Origin of the sequence: Neisseria sp. P0014.S009 (assembly GCF_051958155.1) — a bacterium.
GTDB lineage: Bacteria > Pseudomonadota > Gammaproteobacteria > Burkholderiales > Neisseriaceae > Neisseria > Neisseria flavescens_C.
On sequence record NZ_JBQCVS010000003.1, the window covers coordinates 52,881 to 70,810 of the forward strand.

Sequence of the window (17,930 nt, forward strand, 5' to 3'; positions counted from 1 at the left end):
AAACAAAGATAAGCAATGTTTCTAATTGAATCCTTATTCAAAATAGGCAACAATACCCAGAATAATTTCGTAATATTAAGTGGGAATAAATATGGATCATTCCGTTCATAACAAGCTGGTTTCTTTTATCTGGAGCATTGCAGACGACTGTCTGCGCGATGTCTATGTACGCGGTAAATATCGTGATGTAATCTTGCCGATGTTTGTACTTCGCCGTTTGGATACCTTGCTTGAGCCAAGCAAAGAAGCGGTATTGGAAGAAGTACGCTTTCAAAAAGAAGAATTGGCATTCACCGAATTGGATGACCTTCCCCTTAAAAAAATTACCGGCCATGTTTTTTATAACACCTCAAAATGGACATTAAAATCCCTCTATCAAACCGCCAGCAATACGCCGCAGTATATGCTGGCCAATTTTGAAGAATATCTTGATGGTTTTAGTGCCAACGTGCAGGAAATTATCAACTGCTTCAAGCTGCGTGAACAAATCCGCCACATGTCCCATAAAAATGTTTTGCTGAGTGTGTTGGAAAAATTTGTCTCCCCTTACGTCAACCTGACGCCTAAAGAGCAACAAGACCCGGATGGCAACAAATTGCCCGCCTTGAGCAATTTGGGCATGGGCTATGTATTTGAAGAACTGATCCGTAAATTTAATGAAGAAAACAACGAAGAAGCCGGCGAACACTTCACCCCACGCGAAGTGATTGAGTTGATGACGCATTTGGTCTTTGATCCGCTCAAAAACCAAATCCCGGCGGCTATTACGATTTACGACCCGGCTTGCGGCAGCGGCGGTATGCTGACCGAATCACAAAACTTTATTGAACAAAAATATCCGCTGCCAGAATCGCAAGTTGAGCGCTCAATTTTCTTATTCGGTAAAGAAATCAACGACGAAACTTACGCCATCTGCAAATCCGACATGATGATTAAAGGCGATAATCCCGAAAACATCAAAGTCGGCTCCACCCTTGCCACCGACAGCTTCCAAGGCGAACACTTTGACTTCATGCTTTCCAATCCGCCATACGGCAAAAACTGGAGCAATGACCAAGCATATATTAAAGATGGCAAAGAGGTTATCGACAGCCGCTTCAAAGTCTCCCTGCCTGACTACTGGGGCAATGAAGAAACTCTTAATGCCACCCCGAGTGCTAGTGATGGACAGCTATTATTCCTAATGGAAATGGTCAGCAAAATGAAATCGCCGAATGACAACAAAATCGGCAGCCGAGTGGCCTCCGTGCACAACGGCTCAAGCCTTTTTACCGGCGATGCAGGTTCGGGGGAGAGCAATATCCGTCGCCATATCATTGAGAACGATTTGCTGGAGGCCATCGTACAGCTGCCCAACAAGCTATTCTACAATACAGACATTACCACCTACATTTGGCTGCTGTCCAACAACAAACCCGAAGCGCGCAAAGGCAAAGTACAGCTGATTGATGCCAGCCTCTTATTCCGTAAGCTGCGTAAAAAACTAGGCGAAAAAAACTGCGAATTTGCGCCGGAGCATATTGCGGAAATTACCCAAAACTATCTTGATTTCAGCGCCAAAGCACGCGAAACCGACAGCCAAAATGAAGCGGTCGGCTTGGCTTCGCAAATTTTTGACAATCAAGATTTCGGCTATTACAAAGTCACTATTGAACGCCCGGATCGTCGCTCTGCCCAATTTACCGCAGAGAATATTGCGTCTTTACGTTTTGACAAAGCCTTGTTTGAGCCGATGCAATATCTTTATCAGCAACATGGCGAACAAGTTTACAACGCCGAATTTTTAGCTAAAACCGAGCCAGAAATCAGCGCTTGGTGTGAAGCGCAGGGCATTGCCTTAAACAACAAAAACAAAGCCAAACTGCTGGATGTCAAAACGTGGGAAAAAGCCGCCGCACTTTTTCAGACGGCCTCAACCTTGCTCGAACATTTCGGTTCAACCCAATTTGACGATTTCAACCAATTCAAACAAGCCGTGGAAGGCCGTCTGAAAGCCGAAAAAATCGCCCTGTCTGCCACAGAGAAAAAAGCCATTTTCAATGCCGTAAGCTGGTACAACGAAGATGCCGCCAAAGTGATTGCCAAAACGCTTAAGCTCAAACCAAATGAATTGGATGCCCTTTGCCAACGCTACCAATGCCAAGCCGACGAGCTGGCAGACTTTGGCTATTACACCACCGGCAAAGCAGGCGAATATATCCTATATGAAACCAGCAGCGACTTACGCGACAGTGAATCCATACCGCTTAAACAAAATATCCACGACTATTTCAAGGCCGAAGTGCAGCCGCACATCAGCGAAGCATGGCTGAATATGGAAAGCGTGAAAATCGGCTATGAAATCAGCTTCAATAAATACTTCTACCGCCATAAACCATTACGCAGCCTTGCAGAAGTGGCCCAAGATATTTTGGCGTTAGAAAAACAGGCTGACGGCTTGATTAGTGAGATTTTAGGGGAAATCTATGAGTGATTTAATTATTTATAACACTGATGACGGCAAAGCCAATGTTGCGTTATTAGTGATGGAAAACGAAGCGTGGCTTACACAAAATCAGTTGGCAGAACTTTTTGACACCTCTGTACCAAATATAACCACCCACATAAAAAACATATTAAAAGACAAAGAGTTATATGAAAATTCAGTTATTAAGGATTATTTAATAACTGCTCAAGACGGCAAAAACAACGCCAAGCAGACAGTGAAGATTTAAAAATATTAGAAAATTGGCAAAAAGAAATCAAACAGTTAAAAGATAAACGGTAGTTAAAGCTATGCATCCTATACAAGCGGTCAGATTTTAAGGATTTTTTGCAAATGAGACGATACGAGAGTTACAAAGATTCGGGCGTGGAATGGCTGGGGGAAGTGCCGAGCCATTGGGGATTAACTATAGGAATGAATGTATTCAGAGAAAATAAACGTGATAATAAAGGAATGAAAGAAAAAACTGTTCTTTCATTGAGTTATGGTCAAATAATTATAAAACCTGAGGAAAAATTAGTTGGCCTTGTTCCTGAATCATTTGAAACCTATCAGATTGTAGAACCAAACGATATTATTATTCGTTGTACTGATTTGCAAAACGATCAAACTAGTTTACGAACAGGGTTAGCAAAAGATAAAGGTATTATTACGAGTGCTTATCTGAATTTAAAGGTTATAAATAATTATTCTGCTAAATTTTTACATTATTATCTTCATACTTTAGACATTACTAAAGTACTTTATAAATTTGGTTCTGGACTGAGACAGAATTTAAGTTTTTTAGACTTTAAACGGTTACCTATTATTGATATTCCTCTCTCCGAACAACAAAAAATCGCACAATTCCTAGACGATAAAACCGCTAAAATCGATCAGGCGGTGGATTTGGCGGAAAAGCAGATTGCCCTGTTGAAAGAGCACAAGCAGATTCTGATTCAAAATGCCGTAACCCGAGGCTTAAACCCTGATGTGCCGTTAAAAGATTCCGGTGTGGAATGGATAGGGCAAGTGCCGGAGCATTGGGAAGTGAAGAAAATTACTCATATTTTCCCAAATATTGGTAGTGGTACAACACCAAACTCTAGTGATCCTAGTTTTTATGAGGGAAATATTAATTGGTTGCAAACGGGTGATTTAACTGATGGATATATTTATAAAACCAGCAAAACAATTACTCATAAAGCCTTACAAGCTTATTCAACTCTGAAAATTTATCCTAAAAATAGTCTTGTAATTGCTATGTATGGAGCAACAATAGGAAAAGTTGGATTACTGCAAATTGAGACAACAACAAATCAAGCTTGTTGTGTATTAAGCACAGCTTTGAATATAGAAATGAAGTATGTTTTTTATCTATTTCAGGGAATAAAAGAAAGTTTAGTTGCTATGTCTTATGGCGGTGGTCAACCTAATATAAGCCAAGAAAAAATAAAAAGTCTAAAGTTGCCTTTTCCAAATGCGAGCGAGCAAGAACAAATCGCAGACTACCTAGACAAACAAACCGCTAAAATTGACCAAGCCATCGCATTAAAAACAGCCCATATTGAAAAGCTAAAAGAATACAAAAGCGTGTTAATTGACTATGCGGTAACCGGCAAGGTGCGGGTATCGGTGTGAAAAGTGCGGCCAAAAAATCCGATGGATTTTGAATATTGGCGCTACAACTTGGGCGTAATGAATAAATTTTAAAAAATTCACAAAAGGGTGAAAAATGGTTTCAGGAACTAAGGAAAAAGATTTAGAAATTGCCATCGAAAAAGCCTTAACCGGCACTTGGCGTGAAAACATGGAAAATAAGCTGGGCGAGCCGAAGGCGGAATACCTGCCGTGCCATCATGGTTTTGAGCTGGCATTTTCACAGGATTTTGATGCGCAGTTTGCGATTGACACGCGCCTGTTTTGGCAATTCCTGCAAACCAGCCAAGAGGCAGAACTTGCCCGTTTTCGACAGCTCAACCCAAACGACTGGCAGCGTAAAATTCTAGAGCGTTTAGACCGCCAAATAAAGAAAAACGGCGTGTTGCACCTGCTGAAAAAAGGCTTGGATATTGATAGCGCCCATTTTGATTTGCTCTACCCCGTTCCACTTGCCAGCAGCGGCGAAAAGGTCAAGCAGCGTTTTGAACAGAATCGGTTTAGCTGTATGCGCCAAGTGCCTTATTCTGCCTCAAGCAATGAAACGGTGGATATGGTGCTGTTTGTCAATGGCTTGCCGATTATTACTCTTGAGCTGAAAAACCATTGGACGGGTCAGACGGCCATTGATGCCCAAAAACAATATCGCAACCGAGATTTAAGCCAAACGCTGTTTCATTTCGGGCGTTGTTTGGCGCATTTTGCCTTAGATACGGAAGAAGCTTATATGACCACCAAATTGGCGGGGCCTGCTACGTTTTTCTTGCCGTTTAATTTGGGCAACAACTGCGGTAAGGGCAATCCGCCGAATCCAAACGGACACCGCACGTCGTATTTATGGCAAGAGGTGTTCAGCAAAGCCAGCCTTGCCAACATTATTCAGCATTTTATGCGTTTAGATGGTTCAACCAAAGATCCGCTGGAGAAACGCTCGCTCTTTTTCCCCCGCTATCATCAATTAGAGGTGGTGCGCCGTTTGATTGCTGATGTCAGCGAACAAGGCGTGGGTAAACGTTATTTGATTCAACATTCTGCCGGTTCGGGCAAGTCTAATTCCATTACTTGGCTGGCGTATCAGTTGATTGAAGCTTATCCGCGCAATGAAAAGGCGGCAAACGGTAGAGAGGCAGACCGCCCGATTTTTGATTCGGTGATTGTCGTAACCGACCGCCGTCTGCTGGATAAGCAACTGCGCGACAATATCAAAGATTTTTCAGAAGTGAAAAACATTGTTGCGCCGGCGTTGAGTTCGGCAGAATTGCGGCAATCGCTTGAGCAGGGTAAGAAAATCGTCATCACCACGATTCAAAAATTCCCGTTTATTGTGGATGGCATCGCTGATTTGAGTGATAAACAATTTGCGGTGATTATTGATGAGGCGCACAGCTCACAATCCGGTTCGGCACACGACAATATGAACCGAGCCATCGGCAAAACGGAAGACCTTGATGCCGAAGATGTGCAAGATTTGATTTTACAAGCCATGCAATCCCGCAAAATGCGCGGCAATGCGTCGTATTTTGCTTTCACCGCCACACCGAAAAACAGCACTTTGGAAAAATTCGGCGAGAAACAGGCGGATGGTAAATTTAAGCCGTTCCACCTTTATTCCATGAAGCAAGCGATTGAAGAAGGCTTTATTTTGGATGTAATCGCGAATTACACTACTTATAAAAGTTTTTATGAGATCACTAAATCGATTGAAGATAATCCGGAATTTGATAGTAAGAAGGCACAAAGCCGTCTGAAAGCTTATGTAGAGCGTTCGCAACAAACGATTGATACTAAAGCGGAGGTGATGCTGGATCATTTTATCCAGCAAATCTTTAACCGTAAAAAGCTCAAAGGCAAAGCCAAGGGAATGGTGGTAACGCAAAATATTGAAACCGCCATTCGCTATTTTCAGGCGTTAAACCGCTTGCTGGCTGAGCGAGGCAATCCATTTAAAATTGCGATTGCGTTTTCAGGCAGTAAAGTGGTTGATGGCGTTGAATACACCGAAGCGGAAATGAATGGGTTTGCAGAAAGTGAAACCAAAGAGTATTTCGATCAAGATGAATATCGTTTGCTGGTGGTTGCCAATAAATATCTGACTGGTTTCGACCAGCCGAAATTGTGTGCGATGTATGTGGATAAGAAACTCTCCGGCGTACTTTGTGTGCAAGCTTTATCTCGTTTAAATCGCAGTGCGAATAAGTTGGGTAAACGCACGGAAGATTTGTTTGTGTTGGACTTTTTTAACAGCGTTGAAGATATTCAGCAAGCATTTGAGCCGTTTTATACTTCTACGTCGTTGTCGCAAGCAACCGATGTCAATGTCTTGCATGATTTGAAAGATCAGTTGGATGAAACCGGCGTGTATGAACAAGCGGAGGTCAACGACTTTACTGAAGGCTATTTTGCCAATAAAGACGCACAACAATTAAGCAGTATCATTGATGTAGCGGTTCAACGTTTCGACCATGAGTTGGCGCTTGAGCCAACCCAAAAAGTCGATTTTAAAATCAAGGCAAAACAGTTTTTAAAAATTTACGGGCAAATGGCCTCTATCATTAATTTTGAAAATATCGCTTGGGAAAAGCTCTATTGGTTCCTCAAATTCTTAGTACCAAAATTAAAAGTACAAGATCCGATGGATGAATTTGATGAAATTTTAGATGCTGTGGATTTAAGCTCTTACGGCTTGGCGCGCACCAAACTGAATTACAGCATTAAATTAGATGATGAAGAAACAGAGCTTGACCCACAAAATCCAAATCCACGCGGCACGCATGGTGAAGATAAAGAAAAAGATCCGATTGATGAAATTATTCGTGTCTTTAACGAAAGATGGTTTCAAGGTTGGAGCGCAACGCCGGATGAACAACGGGTGGAGTTTATCAGTACTAAAAATCGCATCTGCAAACATAAAGATTTTAAGCAGAAATATCTGAATAACCCTGATATCCATACCCGTGAATTGGCTTTTCAAGCCATTGTGAACGAGGTGATGAACGAAAGCCGCATAGCTAAATTGGAACTGTACAAACTCTTTGCCACAGATGCCGCATTTAGAACCGCTTGGACGCAGAGTTTGCAACGAGCGTTGGCTAGGTAGAAATAAAGGCCGTCTGAACGGTTGGGTTTCAGACGGCCTCGGTATCAGCGCAGGTTAAGCACCCTATCCGCTGTTTTATTTACATTTGGTCTTGGCCAAATTCACGGCGGCGGTCAGACTTTTTTCGTTGACTTCGCCGGTGATGGTTTGTTTGTAGCCGCATTTCGGCGCTTCGACGACAGTGAAGGGCAATACGCCGACGTTGTTGCCGTGGGCTTTCATGAAGTTGCGGCTGTTGGCGCCGGTGTAACGCCAAATCGGGTAGCTGACCGGTGTTTGTTTCAGGAACTTGCCGATGTTGTCGGTCGTATCCAGCGCGATGCCGACCATATCGACGCTGCCTTTTTTCTGCGCTTTGTACCATGCGGACATGGCGGGCATTTCTTTACGGCAGGGGCCGCACCAGGTTGCCCAAAGGTTGACCACGCGGACGGGGGCTTTGAGCGATTCCAGGCTTTGCGGTTTGTTGTCCTGCCAACCTGCCGTTTCATCGGCGGCAAAGGCCGGCGCAGCGGTAAAAACGGTGGCGGACAAGAGAAGGGCGGTTAAGGCTTTCATGGTTGTATCCTTGAGGTTGCCAATCGAAATTGTGTTTATTGTAAAACGGTTTGGTGGGCATGCCTACCGATTCGTATCAAGATATCAGGTAAAAAGTTTGAGTAAAAATCAGTTGCAGACGATAATAACCGCCATCATTGAATGATTTTGCAATAATACGGAGACTTTCATGTCATCTGAATTCACACTTTATCACAACCCGCGTTGCAGCAAATCGCGTGCCGCGCTGGCTTTGCTCGAAGAAAAAGGCGTTGCCGCCGACGTGGTCAAATATCTGGATACCGCGCCCGATTTGGCGACTTTGCAGGATATGTTTGCCAAACTCGGCATCGAATCGGTGCGCGGCATGATGCGCACGAAAGACGATTTGTACAAAGAATTGGGTTTGGATAATCCTGATTTGGACAATGCCGCCCTGCTTCAGGCAATTGCCGAACACCCTGCCCTGCTCGAGCGTCCCGTTTTGGTAACGCCTACGCGCGCAGCCATCGGCCGTCCGTTGGAAAACATTGCCGCCCTACTCGGCTGACGGGGTTGGATAAGGCCGTCTGAAGATGATTTCCCTGCTTAAAAGCCGCAATGGCCTGCGATATTACCTGTTTCGCGGCCTTGCTTTGAGCGTTTTGCTGGTGTGCGGTATTTTTTTGAGCGGCACATGGCAGATTTACCGGACAGGTTTGCAAACCTTGCCGAAGGACGTTCATGCCGATGCGGCGGTGGTGTTAGGTGCGGCGGCGTGGGACAAACGCCCGTCGCCGGTATTCCGTGAGCGCATCAACCATGCCATCACGCTCTACCAAAGCCATCGGGTCGGCAAAATCATTTTCACCGGCGGTACGCCCAAAAAAGGATTTATGACCGAAGCCGAAGTGGGGCGCCGATACGCGCTCAAGCAGGGCATACCGGCGCACAATATCCTGTTTGAAAACATGTCGCGCAACACTTACGAAAACCTGCGCAATATCATCCCCATCATGCACGCCAACGGAGTCGGCAGCATTATCGTTGTCAGCGACCCGTATCATTTGGCGCGTGCCGAAGAAATGGCCGCCGATTTGGGCTTGTCAGACGCGCAGTTCTCCGCCACTCCGACCACGCGCTTTGACGAGCGCAGCAAGAAAGCCAAGTTTCTGATGCAGGAGAGCTATTCTTTGTTTCTCTACCGTATCGGCAAATGGAGCGATGCGGTTTGGAATTGGATAGGTGGTTGAGCCTTCGGTAATCCATGTAAAAGGCCGTCTGAATCCTTTTAGGTTTCAGACGGCCTAAATGTATACTTACTTATTGATATTGATTTGCAGCTGCACTGCCAAAAATGACTACAGCTACAGCCAGTACCAGATAGATGACAAACAGAATCAAGGCAGCCTTGAAATAATTGGCTTTATTCGGATTGGTGTTTGAGCCGAATGCCCATACAAGCGTCATAACTATATTGACTAGCGGAATCATCAAAATCAAGTTTGTTAGCAACCATTCTTTGATGCTGACGACCGGAGCCTGAGGCTGGTCGATTTGGTTTTGTCCGTTCATACGTACCCAGTAATTTTGTTGAAAGAACAGTAATTATACTCATTAAATCTTTATCGGCATAGCATGTTCAGGCCGTCTGAATCTTCAGGCGGCCTGAGCCTATGATTTTTGCAGCCGCTATTTCAATCGGATGTAAAACGTACCGTCCGGCACGACGGGCAGGTATTTGCGGTAGAAGTCCAGATAGGTCTTGTTTGGGTCTATGTCGGCAAACTGCTGCGGATACAGAGTTTTGGCGATAAATTGCGCGCTGGCCAAATCGGTGAGCGAGCGGGAGGCGGTGTGGTAGATGCCGTAAACGCGTTTGTTTTTGACGGCAGGAATGTCTGCCCAGCCTTTGCGTTTGACAAATCCGGCCAGGCGGCGTTGCGCATCGGCCTGGCTGATGCCTATGCCCATCGCCATAATGCCAGGCTTGTCTTTATGGCCGTTTTCCGTCCCCGAAATGACGATGACGTCGGGTTTGGCCGTCAGGAATTTTTCAGGGTTTATCGGTCCCCAGTTTTTAACGTAAGGCGCGGCGATATTGTTGCCGCCTGCTGTGTCGGCAATCGCGCCCCACATATCTTTGCCGAAGGTGTAGCTGTATTCGGACGGGCCTTTGTCGCCGAACTCGATATAGATTTTCGGTTTGGACTGCTTGGCGCGCGCGACGCGTTTTTGGATATCGGCAATGCCTCGGGCGTATTCGGCGGCAATTTTTTGGGCGCGCGCCTGCGTACCGTTGAGTTCGCCGAAAATTTCCGCACTGCGCGTGTGCCGCGCGACGGTTTCGGCGTTGAAATCGACCACGACGACGGGTATGCCTGCCGCTTTAATGCGCGGCAGGTGGGTGGCGACGGCCTTATACTGCCAGTCGGCCAGAATCAATACGTCCGGCTTGAGCGCGAGCGTTTTCTCCAGTGAAAACGTGCCGGTGCTGATGTTGCCGATGTCCGCAATGTTTTGCAGCGTAGGCAGCTTCTGTTTGAACATCGCCCAGCTGCCGGGATTGAATTTCTCCCAAAACTCACGCGAAATGCCGATGACGTTTTTAAATTTGTCTGCGCCCGTTACCGCGATATAGTCGGGATAGTAAAACGCCAAAACCGCGCGTTTGACAGGGACATCGACTTTGACTTCGCGTCCCAATACGTCTTTGATAGTTTTGATTTCGGCTTGGGCAAAAATGGGCAGGAGGGAGAGGGCGGCAAATAAAGCGCGTTTGTTCATGAGCGGATACTTTCAAAGAAATGATTATCATTAGTTTTGTTTTCAGGAGAAAAGTTCCCAGACGGTCCTTCTGCGCCGACATTATTTTCAGACGGCCTTACATTGTTTAAACCTTGCCGAAAAAGTAAAATACCTGTTTTCAAAGACTCTGGAGCCATCATGACCGTCAAAACCCGTTTCGCCCCCAGCCCCACCGGCTACCTGCACATCGGCGGCGTACGTACCGCCTTGTTTTCATGGGCGTTTGCCCGCCATCATAAAGGCGAGTTCCTATTGCGTATCGAAGACACCGACTTGGCGCGCTCTACTGCCGAATCCGTCAACATCATCCTCGACGGCATGAAATGGGTCGGCCTGAACTACGACAACGCCGACAACGTCGTGTACCAAACCCGCCGTTTCGACCGCTATAAAGAAGTCATCGCCGAACTTTTAGAAAAAGGCCATGCCTACTACTGCTATTGCAGCAAAGAAGAGCTGGAAGCCATGCGCGAGAAAGCAGAAAAAGAAGGCACGGCGACGTACGATCGCCGTTGGCGTCCGGAAGAAGGCAAAACTCTGCCCGAAATCCCTGCCGACGTTCAACCCGTCGTCCGCTTCAAAACGCCTTTGGACGGCGTTACGAAATGGACGGACTTGGTCAAAGGCGAAATCTCCATCCCCAACGAAGCACTCGACGACCTGATTATCGCCCGCGCCGACGGCACGCCGACCTACAACTTCTGCGTTGTCGTGGATGACTACGACATGGGCATTACCCACGTTATCCGTGGTGACGACCATGTGAACAACACCCCGAAACAAATCAATATTTTAAAAGCCATTGGCGCCACCCTGCCCGAATACGGCCACCTGCCGATGATTCTTAACGAACAAGGCAAAAAAATCTCCAAACGCAGCGGCGATACCGTTGCCATCACCGATTTCGGCGCAATGGGTATCCTGCCCGAAGCCATGCTCAACTATCTGGCACGCTTGGGCTGGGCGCACGGCGACGATGAATTCTTCACAATGGAACAATTTATCGAATGGTTTGATTTGAAAGACGTTTCCCCGTCTCCAAGCCGTATGGACTTGAAGAAACTCTACTGGATTAACGGCGAACATATCAAAATCACCGCTAACGAAAAACTGGCCGAAATGGTGAAACCGCGTCTCGCTCTGCGCGATATCCATGAAACAAGCAAGCCTGCTTTGGAAGACGTGTTGGCATTGGTCAAAGACCGCGCCCAAGACCTGAACACACTTGCCGACGAGTGCCTCTACTTCTACGTCAAACAAACCCCTGCCGAAGCAGACGTGCAGAAACACTGGGACGACGAAGCCGCCGCCCGTATGCTGCGCTTTGCCGAACGCCTCGAAGGGCTGGAAGACTGGACAGCTGAAGCCATCCACGACCTCTTCAAACCTTTTTGCGACGAAGAAGGCATTAAAATGGGCAAACTCGGTATGCCCCTACGCCTCGCTGTCTGCGGTACGGCGAAAACCCCAAGCGTCGATGCCGTATTGGCATTAATCGGCAAAGAAGAAGTGTTGAAACGGATTCGTTCGTAAGGCATGAATGATAAAAGGCCGTCTGAAATGTTTCAGACGGCCTTTTTATTTTGAACAGGATTTATTTATTCTTCTTCGTTCGGTTTGTTTTTATCTTTTTTGCGCCATAGGCCTTTAAACAATGCACCTGCTGCAACAGCACCAAAAATAATCAGTTTGCCGAATTTAGCCAGTAATGCGCCGGCCAAAGCTAATAATCCCAGTTTTTTTGCAGCGATACCGCCAACCAAGGCAGCCAGTCCGTATTCAGCCACTTTGTCGGTTGCGGCATTGAAATCACTGTAGCGCTTGCCTTCATTGAATTCGATATTACCCAACAATTCTTGCACAATAGGTTTGTATTGATCTATGCTTTTCAAATCGGTGATCATAGTCAATTCAATATAGCCTTCGCGTCCCAGCTGGAAAGTATTGTAGTTGATGGCAGGATTGGGATCGGGTTCGTTTTTATTCAGAACGTCAATCGACCAAATCAGACGATGGGTCTTTGCATCATATTGCGGTTTTTCTACCCAGCCGCGTGTTTCCAATTCCGGCAGGTTGCGGGAGGCACGCTCTTTATTTTGTTCCTCGGTGCCTTCTTTCAGTTGCTCGAGCATGGCCTCAACATCCCATTCTTTGGCATCATCGTCTTTGATATAGCCGGAATCGGTAAAGGTTAGGTCTACCATCCAATTAGTATCACCGTCCTCGTTTTCCGACTCGGGGAGAATCAGGCCGTAGCGGTTGGGGTCTGTGGCGTTGCCTGCTTCCCTCATCATGGCATTGGCGCGATTTTTTTTCACAAAGACCATTTTTGCAGGCAGTTTCAGTTTGGCCTGATTGCCCAAATCAACGGTTGCTGGGCCTTGGACGATCTGGTCGTCAACGTAGTTTGCGATAGAGTCTGAGGCTTGTTGCGCTTCTTGCCCGGATGCCTCGACGGCAGAAGCGGTATCAGCGTTGGCTGCAGAAGCCGGTAGGGTTTGGATAGATAGTAGGGCTGCCAAAACGGCATAGGCGAGACGGTTGCTTTTCATCATAGGGTTCTCATGAAAGAAGAATTAAAAAGATGCAGACAGCCGCAACACCATATGCTCCGGCATGACTAAAGGGTAAATTTTACAATAAATAAATCATATTTACATATTTAAATATGACTGTAATTTAAAAAATACAGGAAAGCTTTTTGACGAGAGGCAGAGCCATCATTGTGAAACTCAAAAAGGCCGTCTGAAAATTTTTCAGACGGCCTTTTATAATAAAACCAGAAAATAATGGAATAAGGCGGAGAATATGAGAAAATAATAGCCGCCTGCCTGCCACAACAGTTGATTGAATTAACTTTTATCGGCAGCCTGAATGTCCGGATTGGATAAAATAAGCCGTCAAGAACAAAGACCAACAAGCATATTATGTAAACTTGGCGGCTGAAAAATCGGCTCTGCACTTTACTTTACAAATCAACAACTTTAAAGGAAAACCCATGAAAAAAACCTTACTTGCCTGATGATGCTATCTGCCGCCGCCGCGTATGCCGGTGAGGCGGAAGACCGTTTGCTGTCCGTCCAATCGGTTTACCGTGCCGCTTTGCATGAGCAAAACAGCAACGACAGCAAAATCATTTCCCTGCAAAGCGATTTGGAAAGCGCGCAGCGCCGTTTACAGGCCGCACAATCCGATATTGACCGTTTGAAAGGCGAAATTCAGACGGCCTTGGCTCAGAAAGAGCAGCAAAATGCCAAGCTGCAACAAGCCGGCCAGATGTTGGACGCGGCTTGGAATGCCGTTTACGGCGTAGGCGGCAGCAAGGCGAATCAATAATTTAGACATTGTATTATTTGCGTTTTATGCTTCTTTTATCATAGTTTATAAGGAAACCTCATGTCCCTACCTCCCTGCCCGAAATGCCAATCGGAATACACTTACGAAGACGGAGCTCAATACGTTTGCCCTGAGTGCGCCCATGAGTGGAACGAAGCCGATGCTGTGGCTGCCGGCGATGATGCCTTGGAAGTCAAAGATGCCAACGGCGCGGTCTTGCAAGATGGCGATACGGTAGTCTTGATTAAAGATTTGAAAGTCAAAGGCAGCTCTATGGTCATCAAGCAAGGCACCAAAGTCAAAGGCATCCGCCTGCAAGAGGGCGACCACAATATCGGTTGCAAAATCGATGGCAGCGCGATGAACTTGAAATCTGAGTTCGTCAAAAAAGCCTAAAGATTTTATTTTTGAAAGGCCGTTTGAAATCCGAAGATTAGGATTCAGACGGCCTTTATCTATTCATTCAAAATAAAATAAATATTTATTTAAAATTAAATGACTTTGATAGGGTTAAATTTCAGGCCGTCTGAAAAGCGGCGGCAAAATGTTCCGCACATACGCGGGTGCAAAACCGTTAAAATAACGCTTTCCCCTATTCTACGGAACCATTATGCCTCAGCCGACCGCCAAACAGATTTTGCACGAAGTATTCGGTTATCCCGAATTTCGTGGCAAGCAGGAGGCTATCGTCAATGCTTTGGCCGGCGGCGAGAGTTTGATGGTGCTGATGCCAACGGGCGGGGGCAAGTCTTTGTGTTACCAGATTCCGGCGCTGATGCGCGAAGGCGTGGCGGTTGTCGTATCGCCGCTGATTGCGTTGATGAACGACCAAGTGGCCAGCCTGCATGTGGCCGGGATTGAAGCAGCGGCAGTCAACAGCAGCACATCGGCAGATGAGGCACGCGATATTGCCGACAAGCTTGCCCAAGGCCGTCTGAAACTGCTTTATGTCGCTCCGGAACGCTTGGTTACCGACCGCTTTTTACGTTTTCTCGACCAACAAACCGTCAGTCTGTTTGCCATTGATGAGGCGCATTGCGTTAGCCAATGGGGACACGATTTCCGCCCCGAATATCAACAGCTCGGCTTGCTTGCCGAACGCTATCCGAACGTCCCGCGCATCGCCCTGACCGCTACCGCCGATGCGGCCACGCGAGCCGACATCAAGCATTATCTGCACTTGGACAATGCGCCCGAATTTATCTCCAGCTTTGACCGTCCGAATATTTATTATCAGGTTATCGAAAAAAATAATGGCAAAAAACAATTGCTGGATTTCATCCGCAAGCAGATGCATGGGCAAAGCGGCATTGTGTATTGCTTAAGCCGCAAAAAAGTCGAGGATGTGGCGCAGTTTTTGTGTGAAAACGGCTTGGAGGCGATTCCGTATCATGCCGGTTTGAGCATGGACGTGCGCGAGGAAAACCAACGCCGCTTTACGCATGAAGACAATATTATTGTGGTGGCGACCGTGGCGTTCGGTATGGGCATAGACAAACCCGATGTGCGCTTTGTCGCCCATCTCGATATGCCCCAAAGTGTCGAACATTTCTATCAGGAATCGGGGCGCGCCGGCCGGGACGGGCTGCCTGCCGTGAGCTGGCTGTGTTACGGTTTGAACGATTGGGTGTTGCTGCGCGAACGGATTGCCGAGGGCAACAGCGACGAGGTGCAAAAGCAAATCGAAATGCAAAAACTCGATGCCATGCTTTCCGTCTGCGAAACCGCCGCCTGCCGCCGCGTACTGCTGCTCAAACATTTCGGCGAAGAATCCGAACCCTGCGGCCATTGCGACAACTGCCTGCATCCGCCCGTGCGGTTTGACGGAACGGTGTTGGTGCAAAAATTACTCAGCTGCGTGTACCGCGCCGGACAACGTTTTGCCGCCGGTTACATCACCAACCTTTTGCGCGGCAAAAGCGACGATTGGATACAGCGCAACGGCCATGACAAGTTATCCACATTCGGCATCGGCAGCGAACAGACCGACAAAGAATGGCGCAGCGTCATCCGCCAGTGCATCAGCTTGGGCTATCTCACCGTCAATGTCGAGCAGCACCAAGCCCTGCAGTTGACCGAAGCGGCAAAAAAAGTCCTCAAGGGCGAAACCGAAGTCATGCTGCGCCCCCTGCGCCGAGAAAAAACGGCCACCCAAAAGCCGAAAGACGATTGGTTGCGTACCGAGCGCGAAGAGCGTTTGTGGCAGGCATTGCGCCAATGGCGGCAACAACGCGCCCGGGCAGAGGAAGTGCCGGCCTATGTGGTTTGCGGCGACAAAACCCTGCGCGATATTGTCGAGAAAATGCCCCGAAGTTTGGAGGATTTACATCAAATCTACGGCTTGGGCGAGGCGAAAATCAATAAATTCGGTTTGGAAATACTCGACGTTTGCGAAACGGCCGAAGCCGGTACAGTTTCCACAGACAGCGCACAAGTTATCCACAGCTTGGACGAGCGCGAACAGGTCTTAAAACAGGCTTTGGAAACTTGGCGCGAGCAGCAGGCAAGTGCCGATCAAGTAACGCTGGGTACGGTATTCTCCAACGAAAGCATGGACGATTTGCTGACCAATACGCCTGCCGAACCCATCGACCTTTTGGGCATGTATAAACTCGGCGAAAAACGTATCGAGCAATACGGAGAGGGCATTTTAAACATCTGCCGCCCGTTTTCAGACGGCCTGAGCGAAGAGGATAAACGCAAACGCCGATTGATGCGCCGTCTGCTTCAGTGGAACATCGATACTGCCCGCCATGAAGGCCTCGAAGCCTATCAGATATGCAGCAAAGTTACCCTACGCGCGATTGCCGCCCGACGGCCGCAAGATTTGGCGGAGCTGGCGGAAATCCACGGCATGAATGCGGAGAAAACCGACAAATATGGCGCGGAAATTGTCGAATTGTGCAAACAAGCGGATTAATTGATCGCGTTTATTGTCAAAGGCCGTCTGAAGCCCAATCAAGCATGGTGTTTCAGACGGCCTTTTTGAAATTTTAATCTTTATAAAACAATGAATAAGAAAATAACTTTATTTGTTTTGTCAGTTTTCCAAAGCTGTCTCGTCTAAACAGGCATGAAATATGGGATGGTGCCGATTGATTTTTCGTCCCAGCCCATTTGACACACATCGATAAGGAAAATAAATGAACACCTCAGCCAACCCCTCTTGGCAGGCCGCTTTCGGCTTGTTGACGCTCAGGCTTTTTGCCGCGTATGAATTTCTTGAGTCCGGCCTGGAAAAATGGAACGGGGAAAACTGGTTTGCAGATATCAACAGTCAATTTCCCTTTCCATTCAATTTGTTGCCGGATACGGTCAACTGGAATTTGGCCATGTGGGCGGAACTGGTTTTGCCTGCGCTGCTCATCGTCGGCTTGGCAACGCGGCTGTCCGCACTGGGATTGATGGTTGTAACGGCTGTCGCATGGTCTGCGGTACATGCCGGCTTGGGGTACAATGTGTGCGACAACGGTTATAAAATGGCACTGATTTATTTGGTGGTTTTATTTCCTGTCCTATTGCAGGGCGCAGGCCGTCTGTCTTTGGATGCCCTGCTGAAGAAACGCTGTTACCGCATCAAGCATTTTCTTTAATGATTCACGGTCGCGGGCCGACTTTAAATGCCCGATATTATCCCTTGATTTGTTTAAACCCATATTTTTAAAAGGAAGTTAAAATGAAAAAAAATGTAGCTGCTGCTCTGGCCGGTGCACTGTCCCTGTCTCTGGCTGCCGGCGTTGTTGCCGCTGATAAACCGTTAAGCAGCAAAGCAGGTGTTCAAAAATCTGCTCAAGGCTCTTGCGGTGCGGTTAAAGCCGGTGAAGGTTCATGCGGTGCAAGCGCTGTTTCTAAAGCAAGCGAAGGCAAATGTGGCGAAGGCAAATGCGGTTCAACCGTGGAAAAAACTCACGCTAAAAAAGGCAAAGCATCTAAAGCCAAAGCTGCCAAAGTAGTAGAAGGCAAATGCGGCGAAGGTAAATGCGGTTCTAAATAATCCTGCAATATACCTTTAACAAAGTCGCATTTTATAAACGAAAATGCGACTTTGTC

The 17,930-nt window shown here is 47.1% G+C and carries 15 protein-coding genes and 1 pseudogene; 12 read left to right on the forward strand and 4 right to left on the reverse strand.

What is annotated here, in order from left to right:
• The first annotated feature begins 91 nt into the window (after nucleotides 1-91).
• The 4 genes and pseudogenes from ACTHS4_RS03655 (at nucleotide 92) to ACTHS4_RS03670 (ending at nucleotide 7,220) form a co-directional block, all read left to right on the forward strand.
• The gene (locus ACTHS4_RS03655) at nucleotides 92-2,473 is read left to right on the forward strand and encodes a type I restriction-modification system subunit M (RefSeq protein WP_440365514.1); all 2,382 of its coding nucleotides are present in this window, start codon (nucleotides 92-94) and stop codon (nucleotides 2,471-2,473) included.
• Nucleotides 2,466-2,684 (forward strand): annotated as a pseudogene (locus tag ACTHS4_RS03660) (hydroxyacid dehydrogenase); the annotation flags it as partial. The gene ACTHS4_RS03655 and the pseudogene ACTHS4_RS03660, both read left to right, overlap by 8 nt.
• 134 nt (nucleotides 2,685-2,818) lie before the next feature.
• A complete protein-coding gene (locus ACTHS4_RS03665; RefSeq protein WP_070826708.1) occupies nucleotides 2,819-4,105 on the forward strand; it encodes a restriction endonuclease subunit S in 1,287 nt (428 codons plus the stop codon).
• Nucleotides 4,106-4,199: 94 nt separating this feature from the next.
• The gene (locus ACTHS4_RS03670; protein ID WP_070826709.1) at nucleotides 4,200-7,220 is read left to right on the forward strand and encodes a type I restriction endonuclease subunit R; all 3,021 of its coding nucleotides are present in this window, start codon (nucleotides 4,200-4,202) and stop codon (nucleotides 7,218-7,220) included.
• Between the two features lie 75 nt (nucleotides 7,221-7,295).
• Here the strand turns inward: ACTHS4_RS03670 and ACTHS4_RS03675 are convergent, their stop codons facing one another.
• On the reverse strand, nucleotides 7,296-7,778 hold the full coding sequence (locus ACTHS4_RS03675; protein WP_049349226.1) for a TlpA disulfide reductase family protein: 483 nt from the start codon (nucleotides 7,776-7,778) through the stop codon (nucleotides 7,296-7,298).
• 169 nt (nucleotides 7,779-7,947) lie between these two features.
• Here ACTHS4_RS03675 and arsC point away from each other — a divergent pair, with 169 nt between their 5' ends.
• Nucleotides 7,948-8,307: an arsenate reductase (glutaredoxin) gene (gene arsC / locus ACTHS4_RS03680; RefSeq protein ID WP_070826710.1), complete on the forward strand. Its 360-nt coding sequence runs from the start codon at nucleotides 7,948-7,950 to the stop codon at nucleotides 8,305-8,307.
• 25 nt (nucleotides 8,308-8,332) lie between these two features.
• On the forward strand, nucleotides 8,333-8,989 hold the full coding sequence (locus ACTHS4_RS03685) for a YdcF family protein (protein WP_070826711.1): 657 nt from the start codon (nucleotides 8,333-8,335) through the stop codon (nucleotides 8,987-8,989).
• A gap of 70 nt (nucleotides 8,990-9,059) precedes the next feature.
• Here the strand turns inward: ACTHS4_RS03685 and ACTHS4_RS03690 are convergent, their stop codons facing one another.
• Together ACTHS4_RS03690 and ACTHS4_RS03695 are read right to left on the reverse strand one after the other, a co-directional pair.
• Nucleotides 9,060-9,311 carry a hypothetical protein gene (locus ACTHS4_RS03690; RefSeq protein ID WP_070826712.1) on the reverse strand — a complete coding sequence of 84 codons (252 nt, stop codon included), beginning with the start codon at nucleotides 9,309-9,311 and terminating at the stop codon, nucleotides 9,060-9,062.
• A 117-nt stretch (nucleotides 9,312-9,428) separates the two neighbouring features.
• The gene (locus ACTHS4_RS03695) at nucleotides 9,429-10,523 is read right to left on the reverse strand and encodes an ABC transporter substrate-binding protein (RefSeq protein WP_070826713.1); all 1,095 of its coding nucleotides are present in this window, start codon (nucleotides 10,521-10,523) and stop codon (nucleotides 9,429-9,431) included.
• Between the two features lie 159 nt (nucleotides 10,524-10,682).
• On the opposite strand from ACTHS4_RS03695, the gene gltX reads away from it, so the two are divergent.
• Nucleotides 10,683-12,077, forward strand: a complete 1,395-nt coding sequence (gene gltX, locus ACTHS4_RS03700) for a glutamate--tRNA ligase (RefSeq protein ID WP_070584445.1) — start codon at nucleotides 10,683-10,685, stop codon at nucleotides 12,075-12,077.
• Between the two features lie 65 nt (nucleotides 12,078-12,142).
• On the opposite strand, the gene ACTHS4_RS03705 is transcribed toward gltX, so the two are convergent.
• Nucleotides 12,143-13,099, reverse strand: coding sequence for a DUF2167 domain-containing protein (locus ACTHS4_RS03705; RefSeq protein WP_070606476.1), 957 nt, complete (start codon nucleotides 13,097-13,099; stop codon nucleotides 12,143-12,145).
• 466 nt (nucleotides 13,100-13,565) lie between these two features.
• On the opposite strand from ACTHS4_RS03705, the gene ACTHS4_RS03710 reads away from it, so the two are divergent.
• The 5 genes from ACTHS4_RS03710 (at nucleotide 13,566) to ACTHS4_RS03730 (ending at nucleotide 17,874) form a co-directional block, all read left to right on the forward strand.
• Entirely contained in the window at nucleotides 13,566-13,880 is a 315-nt protein-coding gene (locus ACTHS4_RS03710) for a hypothetical protein (protein ID WP_440365515.1), read from the forward strand.
• Between the two features lie 60 nt (nucleotides 13,881-13,940).
• Nucleotides 13,941-14,276: a zinc ribbon domain-containing protein YjdM gene (locus ACTHS4_RS03715; RefSeq protein WP_070734955.1), complete on the forward strand. Its 336-nt coding sequence runs from the start codon at nucleotides 13,941-13,943 to the stop codon at nucleotides 14,274-14,276.
• 214 nt (nucleotides 14,277-14,490) lie between these two features.
• A complete protein-coding gene (gene recQ / locus ACTHS4_RS03720) occupies nucleotides 14,491-16,800 on the forward strand; it encodes a DNA helicase RecQ (protein ID WP_070826715.1) in 2,310 nt (769 codons plus the stop codon).
• Between the two features lie 223 nt (nucleotides 16,801-17,023).
• Nucleotides 17,024-17,473: an HvfX family Cu-binding RiPP maturation protein gene (locus ACTHS4_RS03725; RefSeq protein ID WP_070826716.1), complete on the forward strand. Its 450-nt coding sequence runs from the start codon at nucleotides 17,024-17,026 to the stop codon at nucleotides 17,471-17,473.
• Between the two features lie 83 nt (nucleotides 17,474-17,556).
• A complete protein-coding gene (locus ACTHS4_RS03730; protein WP_003686668.1) occupies nucleotides 17,557-17,874 on the forward strand; it encodes an HvfA family oxazolone/thioamide-modified RiPP metallophore in 318 nt (105 codons plus the stop codon).
• Nucleotides 17,875-17,930 lie beyond the last annotated feature (56 nt).

What these genes read in the sequence shown, in the direction of transcription:
- ACTHS4_RS03715 (WP_070734955.1), top strand. Translation starts at nt 13,941, where the DNA reads ATGTCCCTACCTCCCTGCCCGAAATGCCAATCGGAATACACTTACGAA.
- gltX (WP_070584445.1), top strand. Translation starts at nt 10,683, where the DNA reads ATGACCGTCAAAACCCGTTTCGCCCCCAGCCCCACCGGCTACCTGCAC.
- ACTHS4_RS03685 (WP_070826711.1), top strand. Translation starts at nt 8,333, where the DNA reads ATGATTTCCCTGCTTAAAAGCCGCAATGGCCTGCGATATTACCTGTTT.
- ACTHS4_RS03655 (WP_440365514.1), top strand. Translation starts at nt 92, where the DNA reads ATGGATCATTCCGTTCATAACAAGCTGGTTTCTTTTATCTGGAGCATT.
- ACTHS4_RS03665 (WP_070826708.1), top strand. Translation starts at nt 2,819, where the DNA reads ATGAGACGATACGAGAGTTACAAAGATTCGGGCGTGGAATGGCTGGGG.
- ACTHS4_RS03670 (WP_070826709.1), top strand. Translation starts at nt 4,200, where the DNA reads ATGGTTTCAGGAACTAAGGAAAAAGATTTAGAAATTGCCATCGAAAAA.
- ACTHS4_RS03710 (WP_440365515.1), top strand. Translation starts at nt 13,566, where the DNA reads ATGATGCTATCTGCCGCCGCCGCGTATGCCGGTGAGGCGGAAGACCGT.
- ACTHS4_RS03690 (WP_070826712.1), bottom strand. Translation starts at nt 9,311, where the DNA reads ATGAACGGACAAAACCAAATCGACCAGCCTCAGGCTCCGGTCGTCAGC.
- arsC (WP_070826710.1), top strand. Translation starts at nt 7,948, where the DNA reads ATGTCATCTGAATTCACACTTTATCACAACCCGCGTTGCAGCAAATCG.
- ACTHS4_RS03695 (WP_070826713.1), bottom strand. Translation starts at nt 10,523, where the DNA reads ATGAACAAACGCGCTTTATTTGCCGCCCTCTCCCTCCTGCCCATTTTT.
- ACTHS4_RS03675 (WP_049349226.1), bottom strand. Translation starts at nt 7,778, where the DNA reads ATGAAAGCCTTAACCGCCCTTCTCTTGTCCGCCACCGTTTTTACCGCT.
- ACTHS4_RS03730 (WP_003686668.1), top strand. Translation starts at nt 17,557, where the DNA reads ATGAAAAAAAATGTAGCTGCTGCTCTGGCCGGTGCACTGTCCCTGTCT.
- ACTHS4_RS03725 (WP_070826716.1), top strand. Translation starts at nt 17,024, where the DNA reads ATGAACACCTCAGCCAACCCCTCTTGGCAGGCCGCTTTCGGCTTGTTG.
- recQ (WP_070826715.1), top strand. Translation starts at nt 14,491, where the DNA reads ATGCCTCAGCCGACCGCCAAACAGATTTTGCACGAAGTATTCGGTTAT.
- ACTHS4_RS03705 (WP_070606476.1), bottom strand. Translation starts at nt 13,099, where the DNA reads ATGATGAAAAGCAACCGTCTCGCCTATGCCGTTTTGGCAGCCCTACTA.